Consider the following 9,374-nt stretch of genomic DNA (forward strand, 5'->3'; position numbering starts at 1 on the left):
GGGGGGGGGGGTGGGGGGGCGGGGGGGGGGGGGGGGGGGGGGGGGGGGGGGGGGGCGGCCCCCCCCCCCCCCCCCCGGACCCGTGTGCGCGCCGCGCGCCGGCCGCCCGACGGTGTGCTCAGCCGCCCATCAGCAGGGCCTGGTCGAGGGCCTGGAGGAAGCGGTTCGTCGTGACCCGGTCCCTGACCGCGATCCGCAGCCAGTTCCGGTCGAGCCCCGGAAACGTGTCGCCCCGGCGGGCCGCGAAGCCCAGCGACCGCAGCCGCTCCCGGATCGCGTCCGCCCCGTCGATCCGCAGCAGCACGAAGGGACCCTCCGACCCCGGCACCGTCCGCACCTCGTCGAACTCCGCGAGCCCGGCGAGCAGATGGGCCCGCTCGACCCCGATCCGGTGCGCCGCGTGCTCGGCCTCCGCGAGCGCCGCCCGCGACATGCACGCCTCCGCCGCCACCAGGGCCGGCGTCGACACCGGCCACAGCGGCTGCGTCCGTTCCAGGGCGGCGATCGTCGTCGGCTCGGCCAGCACGTACCCGATCCGCAGCCCGGCGAGCCCCCACGTCTTGGTGAGGCTGCGCAGCACCACAAGCCCCGGCACATCGGTGCGCCCGGCCAGCGACTCCCGCTCGCCCGGCACCGCGTCCAGGAACGCCTCGTCGACCACCAGGGTCCGCCAGGGTCTCGCGAGCGCGGCGATCGAGGCGGCGGGGTGCAGCACGGACGTGGGGTTCGTGGGGTTCCCGATCACCACCAGGTCCGCGTCCTCGGGGACCGCCGCCGGATCCAGCCGGAAACCGTCCTCCTCGCGCAGCAGCACCCGGCCCACCTCGTGGCCGACGTCGCGCAGCGCCGCCTCCGGCTCGGTGAACTGCGGATGCACCACGACGGGCCGCCGCACCGGAAGCGCCCGCGCGATCAGCACGAACGCCTCGGCCGCGCCGGCCGTGAGCAGCACCCGGTTCGAGGGCAGATCGTGCCGCTCGGCCACGGCCGCGCGCGCCGCCCGGCCGTCGGGATAGGACGCGAGGCCGGTCAGGGAGTCGGCGATCCGCTCCCGCAGCCAGTCCGGAGGGGTGTTCGTCCGGACGTTGACCGCCAGATCGATGAGTTTCTCGTCCCGTACCTCGGCGTCACCGTGGTGGCGCAGGTCGTGGGCGTCGGTATGCAGATGCATGTCCATGGCCGCCGTCGTGTGGGGGGTGGGGATGGTGGGGGGTGAGCCAGGCTCGCCAGCGATGTACCCGTGAGTTCGGGGCAACAACCGTACGCCTGGGGCGTCTTCGTTCGGGCGAACCGGGACAGAAGCGGCGAGAGCGCACGTTACGCGCCCGGTTTTCCGCTTCGGTACGAGCAGCCCGACGGACGCGCCCCCGCCCGCCGCGAGCAGCGCCGCCGCCTCCGCCACCGACGCCGTGCCCGTCGTGGCCAGCGGCCGCGCCGACGGATGCGGTACGGGCACGGCCGCGAGTTCCTCCGCCGTGAACGCCCGCAGCGGGACGCCGAGCTCCTCCGCCGCCCCCGCGATCCCCGGCTCCGCCGCCCGCGCGTCCAGCGTGGCGAGCGAGCGGACGTCCGCACGCGTCAGCCCCGCCTCCCGCAGAACCGCCTCGACGAGGGCGAGGACCTCGTCCACCGGGACCCCGGCCCGGGCGCCGACCCCGAGGTGCGCGGACGCCACCCCATCCGATACCAAAGGCCCATGGCTGTAGTCGTCGCGCTCGGCGCGTTCCTGATGACGCTCTTCGGCGGCTGGGTCGCGGGACGCGTCACCGACCGGCGCCACCTCGTCCTCGGCCTCGCCGGCGGACTCATGCTCGGCGTCGTCGGACTCGATCTGCTGCCCGAGGCCCTGGAGGCGGCGGGCCACGAGGTCTTCGGAGTCCCGGAGGCGCTGCTGCTCTTCGTCGGCGGCTTCCTCCTCGCCCATGTCGTGGAGCGACTCCTCGCCGTACGCCGGGCCGCACACGGCGTCGCGGCCGACGAGAGGGTCCCGCAGGTGGGCATGACGGCGGCCGCCGCCATGGTCGGTCACAGCCTCATGGACGGCATCGCGCTGGGCGCCGCCTTCCAGGTCGGCGGCGGCATGGGCGCCACCGTCGCCCTCGCCGTCATCACCCATGACTTCGCCGACGGCTTCAACACGTACACGATCACCAGCCTCTACGGGAACGCCCGCCGCAAGGCCGTCGGCATGCTCGTCGCCGACGCCCTCGCCCCCGTCGTCGGCGCCGCCTCCACTCTGCTGTTCACCCTTCCGGTGGAACTCCTCGGCAGCTATCTGGGCTTCTTCGGCGGCGCCCTGCTCTACCTGGCGGCCGCCGAGATCCTGCCGGAGGCCCACCACGACCACCCCGCCCGCTCCACCCTGCTGTGCACGGTGGGGGGCGTCGGCTTCATCTGGCTCGTGGTGGGCGTCTCCGGCGGCTGACCTCATGCGACCGGACCGCCCGCGCACCGCTCGACGAACCGCGCGGCCGCCTCGGGAGCCCCCGCCCAGTGGGTGTGCACATAGCTGGCGTGCACCCCCTGCTGCACGAAGCCCTCGACGCGCCGCTCGGGCTGCCGCAGCCCCCACGCGGCCTGCGCCCCGGCGCCCGGCTCGATGACGGTCCGGTGGAACTCGTGCCCCCGCATCCGCGCCCCGGCGGGCGCGAGCACGCTGTCGCTCACGGCGACGGCGTCCCGGTACCCGAGGGTGAGCCGCTCGGACATCCGCGCGTCCGCGTCGAGCACCCCGCACATGGGGGTGCCGTCGAGCGACCGCGCGAGGTACAGCAGCCCGGCGCACTCGGCGGCGACGGGCGCGCCCGAGGCGGCGAGCGCGGCGACGGCCTTCCGCAACGGCTCGTTGGCGGACAGCTGCCCGCCGTACATCTCGGGGAACCCGCCGCCTATGACGAGCCCGTCCGTCCCCTCGGGAAGGGCTTCGTCCCGCAGCGGATCGAAGGTGACGACCTCGGCCCCGGCAGCGGTCAGCAGCTCGGCGTGTTCGGCGTAGGAGAAGGTGAACGCGGCCCCGCCGGCCACCGCCACACGCGGTGGGCGGACGACCCGCACCCGCCCCGCCACCTCGGGCGACCACGCCTCGGCGTGCAGCTCGGGCGCGCTCCGCGCCAGCGCCAGCAGCGCCTCCATGTCGCACCCGGCCAGCACCTGCTCCGCCTGCGCCGCCACGGCGGACACCGCCGCCGCCTGCCGCTCGGCCACCGGCACGAGCCCCAGGTGCCGCGAAGGCGTCGCCACGGCCGGCGCCCGCCGGAGGACACCCAGCACCGGTACCCCGGACTCCCCGAGCGCCTCCCGCAGCAGATGCTCGTGCCGATCCGTCGCGACCTTGTTCAGGATCACGCCCCCGATCCGCACCTCCGGGTCCCAGGACGCGAACCCGTGCACGAGCGCCGCCACCGATCGCGACTGCGACGACGCGTCGACGACCAGCACCACCGGCGCCTTGAGCAGCTTCGACACCTGTGCGGTGGAGGCGAGTTCGCCCTGGTCGGCGGCCCCGTCGTAGAGGCCCATGACACCCTCGACGACCGCCAGGTCGCACCCGCGGGCCCCGTGCTCGAAGAGCGGCGCGATCAGCCCCGTACCGCACATGTACGCGTCGAGGTTGCGGCCCGGCCGCCCCGTGGCGAGCGCGTGGTAGCCGGGGTCGATGTAGTCCGGCCCGACCTTGTGCGGGGAGACCGCCAGACCACGGCCGGCGAACGCGGCCATCAGGCCGGTCGCGACCGTGGTCTTGCCCGCGCCCGACGAGGGCGCGGCGATGACGAGACGTGCTACCACTCGATGCCCCGCTGGCCCTTCTGACCGGCGTCCATCGGGTGCTTGACCTTGGACATGTCGGTGACGAGATCCGCGAAGTCGACGAGCTCCTGCGGGGCGTTGCGGCCGGTGATGACGACGTGCTGGTGCCCGGGTCGGTCGCGCAGCACCTCGACGACCTCCGCGACGTCGATCCAGCCCCAGTGCAGCAGGTAGGCGAACTCGTCGAGGACGTAGAACGTGTACTTCTCCTCGGCGAGGTCCCGCTTGACCTGCTCCCAGCCCTCGCGGGCCTTCTCCTCGTGCGACTGCTCGCCCTCGGCGACCTCCCGCTGGATCCAGGACCAGCCCTCACCCATCTTGTTCCAGGTGACGGTGCCGCCCTTGCCGGTCTCGCCGAGCGCCTTGAGGGCGTTCTCCTCGCCGACCCTCCACTTGGCGGACTTCACGAACTGGAACACCCCGATCGGCCAGCCCTGGTTCCAGGCGCGCAGCGCCATGCCGAACGCGGCGGTCGACTTCCCCTTGCCGACGCCCGTGTGCACCATCACCAGTGCCCGGTTGCGGCGCTGACGGGTGGTGAGACCGTCGTCGGGAACGACGGTCGGCTGTCCCTGCGGCATTAAGCGGCCCTCCTGGCGGTGGTCTTCCGGTTTCCCTGTACGTCCCGGACGAGGCCGGCGATCGAGTCGGCGCGCAGCTCGTCCAGGGTGACGGCGGTGCCGCCGAGTTCACGGGCGAGCTCCCCGGCGAGCCCGAGCCGCACCGGTCCCGTCTCGCAGTCGACGACGACGGACGCCGTGCCGTCGGCGGCGTGCAGCCGCGCCGCGCGGGCGGCGAGCGCCACCGGGTCGGCCCCGCCGCCGGTCGCCCGCCCGTCGGTGACGACCACGAGCAGCGGGCGGCGCGAGGGGTCCCGCAGCCGCTCGACGCGCAGCACGTCGTGGGCCTTGAGGAGACCCGCCGACAGCGGGGTACGGCCACCGGTCGGGAGCTTCTCCAGCCGGGCGGCGGCCGCGTCCACGGACGAGGTCGGCGGCAGCGCGACCTCGGCGTCACGGCCCCGGAAGGTGATCAGGCCGACCTTGTCGCGCCGCTGGTAGGCGTCGAGCAGCAGGGAGAGGACGGCGCCCTTGACGGCGCTCATCCGCCGCCGGGCCGCCATCGAACCGGAGGCGTCGACGGCGAAGAGCACCAGGTTCCCCTCGCGCCCCTCCCGGGTGGCCTGCCGCAGGTCGTCCCTGCGGACCACGAGCCCGGGACCGGTCCGCCCACGGGCCTTCTGGTGCGGGGCGGCGGCCTGCACGGTGGCGGCCAGGTGCAGCTTGGTCAGCGCGCCCCTGGGGCGTACGGATCCGGTGGTACGGCCGTGCTCGGTACGGGCCCGGGAGCGGCGCCCGGCCGCGCCCTCGCCGAGTCCGGGAACGCTGAGCACCTTCGTACGGAAGGGCTCGGAGGCGGCGACGGCGGCGCGTTCACCGGAACCGGCGCTCTGGGGGGCGGGTTCCGGAGAGGGAGCGGGCTCGGGCGTCTGCGCGGGCGGGGAGGTCTCCTCGGGAGCGGGGGAGTTCTCGGCGGCGGGCCCGTCGCCCTGCGGCGGGACACCCCCACCGGGACCGCCGTCACCCGGACCCCCGTCACCGGGGCCGTCGGGCTCGGGGTCCTCGTCCGGCTGCTGGTCCTCGCCCCTGAACTCCTCCAGGGTCTCGTCGAGCTTGTCCTCGTCGAGACCGGGAGCGTCGAAGGGGGAGCGGCGCCGCCGGTGCGGGAGGGCGAGGAGGGCGGCCTGCCGGACGTCCTCGGAGGTGACCTCGGTGCGCCCGGCCCAGGCGGCGAGCGCGGTCGCGGTGCGGGCCATGACGATGTCGGCGCGCATGCCGTCGACCTCGAAGGCGGCGCACGTGGCGGCGATCTGGAGCAGCACGGCGTCGCCGAGCGTCACCTGGGGCAGCAACGCCCGGGCGGTGACGATCCGTTCGCGCAGCGCGGCCTCGTCCGCGGCCCAGCGGTCGGCGAAGGCGGCGGGGTCGTCCTCGAAGGCGAGCCGCCGCCGGACCACCTCGACGCGCTGCTGCGGGTCGCGCGACGCGGCGACCTCGACGGTCAGCCCGAACCGGTCGAGGAGCTGGGGCCGCAGCTCGCCCTCCTCGGGGTTCATGGTCCCGACGAGCAGGAAGCGGGCGGCGTGCCGTACGGAGACCCCCTCGCGCTCGACGTAGGAGGACCCCATGGCGGCGGCGTCCAGCAGATGGTCGATGAGGTGGTCGCTGAGCAGGTTGACCTCGTCGACGTAGAGAATCCCGCGGTGGGCGGAGGCGAGGAGCCCGGGCTCGAAGGCCTTGACGCCCTCGCTGAGCGCCTTCTCGATGTCGAGGGAGCCGACGAGCCGGTCCTCGGAGGCGCCGACGGGCAGCTCGACCATCCGCGCGGGCCGCTCGGTGCCCGGCGCCGTCCCGTGCGGGCCGTCGGGGCAGCCGGGGTCGGGCGAGGCCGGGTCGCAGCTGAACCGGCAGCCCGCGACCACGGGTACGGCGGGCAGCAGCTCGGCGAGCGCCCGCACGGCGGTGGACTTGGCGGTGCCCTTCTCACCCCGCACGAGCACACCGCCGACGGCCGGGCTGACGGCGTTCAGCAGCAGCGCGAGCCGCAGGTCGTCCATGCCGACGACGGCGGTGAACGGATACCGGGTGCTCATCGGGTGGTCCTTTCCTCGAGTTCGATTCGCTGATGTCCGGAAGGACGGCCCCGCGTCACGGCGCACCCGGCGGCACGAACGGCAGCCCCGCCGGAGCCCCCTCCTCGATCAGCCGCAGCAACGCGTCCGTGTCCGCGTGCTCCTCGATCAGGTCGCCGAGCCGGTCCAGCTGCTCCTCCCGCAGAGCCCCGAACGACGTGTCCGGCGCCGGCACGAAGCGCCGTCCGGCCGCCGTCGCGACCTCCCGCAGGAACGCCCGCCGGAATCCGTCGCTCTCCAGGGAGCCGTGCCAGTGCGTACCCCAGACGGACCCCACCCGGCAGCCGTCGAGGAACGGCTCCCCGCCCCGTACGTCGGCGACGCCGTGGTGGATCTCGTACCCCTCGACGTGTTCCCCGAGCGCCGAGCCCACCGGCCGGGCGAGCGTCTTCTCGCGCGCGAACCGCACCCGTACGGGCAGCAGCCCGAGCCCGTCGACGGCCCCGGCCCGCGACTCGACCTCGTCCTCGATGTGCTCGCCGAGCACCTGGAAGCCGCCGCAGATGCCGAGCACCGGACGGCCCTCGGCGGCCCGCCGCGCCAGCGCGTCGGCGAGCCCGCGCTCCCGCAGCCAGGCGAGCGCCTTGACCGTGCCGCGCGTCCCCGGGACCACGACCAGGTCCGCGTCGACGAGCTCCTCGGCCCGGTCGACGAACCGCACGACGACACCCGGCTCGGCGGCCAGCGCGTCCACGTCCGTGAAGTTGGACATCAGCGGCACCGCGCAGACGGCGACCCGCAGCACGTCCTCACCGACCGGCGGCGCGACGACGGACTCACGCACCGCACCCCGCAGCGAGACCCGGAGGCCGTCCTCCTCGTCGATGCCGAGCCCGTGGGCGTACGGCAGGACGCCGAAGGTCCGCCGCCCGGTGAGCCCGTGCAGCATGTCCAGGCCCGGTTCGAGCAGGGTCACGTCACCGCGGAACTTGTTCACGAGGTAGCCCGCGATCAGCTCCTGGTCCTCGGGCGCGAGCAGTGCCGTCGTGCCGAAGAACTGGGCGAAGACCCCGCCCCGGTCGATGTCGCCGACCACGACGACGGGCAGCCGCGCAGCCCGCGCGATGCCCATGTTCACGATGTCGGTGCGCCGCAGGTTGATCTCGGCCGGGCTGCCGGCGCCCTCGCAGATCACGGCGTCGTACATGCTCCGGAGTTCCTCCAGGCACGCCATCACCGGCTCGAACAGTTCCTGCTGCCGCCCGCCGTGCAGCGCGTTCCCGGGGGACGACCCCCCGGGCCCCCCGAAGAACCCGCGGGCGCTCAGCTCACCGACCGGCTTGCCCATCAGGACGACCTGGCTGGAGCGGTCGCTGCCCGGCTTGAGGAGCACCGGGTTCATGAGCGCGGTCGGCTCGACGCGGGCGGCCTGCGCCTGCATGGCCTGGGCGCGCCCGATCTCGGCGCCCTCGCGGGTCACGAAGGAGTTGAGGGACATGTTCTGCCCCTTGAACGGCGCCACCTTCAGTCCCTTGCGGACCAGCCAGCGGCAGATGCCGGCCGTCACGACGCTCTTGCCGGCGTCGGACGTGGTCCCGGCGACGAGCAGTCCCCCACCCCTCATGCGTTCCTCCGCTTCCGGGTCGACGCGGCCAGCGCGCCGATGATCAGCCGGCCGCCCACACAGGCGGCCAGAGTGAGTCCGGTGACCCGGCGCGACAGGCGCACGGCCCGGTCGATGTCGGCCACCTCGACGGCCCGCCCCGCCCCGTTGAGCACCGGCCGGTGCTCGACCCGGCCGCCGTACGACAGGGTGCCCCCGAGGCGTATGCCGAGGGCGCCCGCGAAGGAGGCCTCGACGGGGCCCGCGTTGGGACTGGGGTGCTTCGCCGCGTCGGCCCGCCAGGCGTTCAGGGCACCGCGCGGGTCTCCGCCGGCGACGGTCGCGAGGACGGCCGTCAGCCGGGCCCCGGGCCAGCCCGCCACGTCGTCGAGCCGGGCCGAGGCCCAGCCGAAGCGGCGGTGACGCGGCGATCTGTGGCCGACCATCGCGTCGAGGGTGTTGACGGCCCGGAAGCCGACGAGGCCCGGCACGCCCGCGACCGCGCCCCAGAAGAGGGCGCCGACCACGGCGTCGGAGGTGTTCTCGGCGACGGACTCGACGACCGCGCGGGCCATCGCGGGGCCGTCGAGGGACTGCGGGTCGCGCCCGCAGAGATGCGGCAGCCGCTCCCGGGCGACGTCCAGGTCCCCGGCGGCGAGCGCGCCGCCGATCGCGCGGGCCTCCCGGCCCAGGGTCGTTCCGCCGACGACGGCCCACACGGAGGCGGCGGTCAGGGCGACGGCGGCGGCCGGCCGGTTCCGTACGGCCCGGGCGGCGAGCGCTCCGAGGGCGACGGTGGAGCCGGCGCAGACGGCGGTGTGCAGGGCACCCCAGCCGCGGTGGTCGTGGTGGAGGCGGTTCTCGACCGCGGCGGCCGCCCGGCCGAAGGCGGCGACGGGATGTCCGCGGCGGGGATCGCCGATGAGCAGATCGACGGCGAGACCCGCGGCCGCTCCGTACGCGAATCCGTTCGGGGAAAGGCGGCTGGTTCTGATGCGGCCGGGCATGGCGCATGTCCTCACTCAGGGTCCGCGCCCTGGATCGACGTGACCGGCGGCGAGAGTTCCTGACTCCCGGACCCTTCGGATCCGGTCACAGTGGCGGGACCGCGCCGGATTCGCACCGGACTTCCTCTGCTGCCGCCGTAATGGCCTCGGCAGTCCACCACGGCCCGAGAACAGCCGTCAACTCACCCTTGACCTGCATCGGGTCACTGTGCGAAGCACCACAAACACGGCGGCGGGGGGGGGGGGGGGGGGGGGGGGGGGGGGGGGGAGGAGGGGGGGGGGGGGTGGGGGGGGGGGGGGGGGGGGGGGGGGGGAGGGGGGGGCG

General features: G+C 75.0%; 7 protein-coding genes and 1 riboswitch. Of the genes, 1 reads left to right on the forward strand and 6 read right to left on the reverse strand.

The window, feature by feature from the left end; genetic code table 11:
* Positions 1-118: 118 nt before the first annotated feature.
* The gene (gene cobC, locus ACZ4XX_RS28005; RefSeq protein WP_468510643.1) at positions 119-1,675 is read right to left on the reverse strand and encodes an Rv2231c family pyridoxal phosphate-dependent protein CobC; all 1,557 of its coding nucleotides are present in this window, start codon (positions 1,673-1,675) and stop codon (positions 119-121) included.
* Positions 1,676-1,696: 21 nt separating this feature from the next.
* Between cobC and ACZ4XX_RS28010 the strand changes: the two genes are divergently transcribed.
* The gene (locus ACZ4XX_RS28010; protein WP_468510644.1) at positions 1,697-2,425 is read left to right on the forward strand and encodes a ZIP family metal transporter; all 729 of its coding nucleotides are present in this window, start codon (positions 1,697-1,699) and stop codon (positions 2,423-2,425) included.
* A gap of 2 nt (positions 2,426-2,427) precedes the next feature.
* Here ACZ4XX_RS28010 and ACZ4XX_RS28015 read toward each other — a convergent pair whose 3' ends face one another.
* From ACZ4XX_RS28015 to ACZ4XX_RS28035, 5 genes are read right to left on the reverse strand one after another with little or no spacing between them, the layout of a single operon-like run.
* On the reverse strand, positions 2,428-3,786 hold the full coding sequence (locus tag ACZ4XX_RS28015) for a cobyrinate a,c-diamide synthase (protein WP_468510645.1): 1,359 nt from the start codon (positions 3,784-3,786) through the stop codon (positions 2,428-2,430).
* The gene (gene cobO / locus ACZ4XX_RS28020) at positions 3,780-4,388 is read right to left on the reverse strand and encodes a cob(I)yrinic acid a,c-diamide adenosyltransferase (RefSeq protein WP_468510646.1); all 609 of its coding nucleotides are present in this window, start codon (positions 4,386-4,388) and stop codon (positions 3,780-3,782) included. The genes ACZ4XX_RS28015 and cobO overlap by 7 nt, the downstream gene beginning before the upstream one ends.
* Positions 4,388-6,460: a putative cobaltochelatase gene (locus tag ACZ4XX_RS28025; protein ID WP_468510647.1), complete on the reverse strand. Its 2,073-nt coding sequence runs from the start codon at positions 6,458-6,460 to the stop codon at positions 4,388-4,390. The genes cobO and ACZ4XX_RS28025 overlap by 1 nt, the downstream gene beginning before the upstream one ends.
* A 55-nt stretch (positions 6,461-6,515) precedes the next feature.
* Positions 6,516-8,063 (reverse strand): cobyric acid synthase, encoded by a 1,548-nt coding sequence (locus ACZ4XX_RS28030; protein WP_468510648.1) that lies wholly within the window; start codon positions 8,061-8,063, stop codon positions 6,516-6,518.
* On the reverse strand, positions 8,060-9,049 hold the full coding sequence (locus tag ACZ4XX_RS28035; protein ID WP_468510649.1) for a cobalamin biosynthesis protein: 990 nt from the start codon (positions 9,047-9,049) through the stop codon (positions 8,060-8,062). The genes ACZ4XX_RS28030 and ACZ4XX_RS28035 overlap by 4 nt, the downstream gene beginning before the upstream one ends.
* Positions 9,050-9,083: 34 nt before the next feature.
* A riboswitch (cobalamin riboswitch) is annotated at positions 9,084-9,223 on the reverse strand.
* Positions 9,224-9,374: the final 151 nt, after the last annotated feature.

The sequence above is a fragment of the Streptomyces sp. NPDC029956 genome (genome assembly GCF_055574655.1).

Bases quoted from the DNA above. Each gene is read 5' to 3' on its own strand.
- ACZ4XX_RS28010 (WP_468510644.1), top strand. From the start codon at position 1,697: ATGGCTGTAGTCGTCGCGCTCGGCGCGTTCCTGATGACGCTCTTCGGC.
- cobO (WP_468510646.1), bottom strand. From the start codon at position 4,388: ATGCCGCAGGGACAGCCGACCGTCGTTCCCGACGACGGTCTCACCACC.
- ACZ4XX_RS28025 (WP_468510647.1), bottom strand. From the start codon at position 6,460: ATGAGCACCCGGTATCCGTTCACCGCCGTCGTCGGCATGGACGACCTG.
- ACZ4XX_RS28030 (WP_468510648.1), bottom strand. From the start codon at position 8,063: ATGAGGGGTGGGGGACTGCTCGTCGCCGGGACCACGTCCGACGCCGGC.
- ACZ4XX_RS28035 (WP_468510649.1), bottom strand. From the start codon at position 9,049: ATGCCCGGCCGCATCAGAACCAGCCGCCTTTCCCCGAACGGATTCGCG.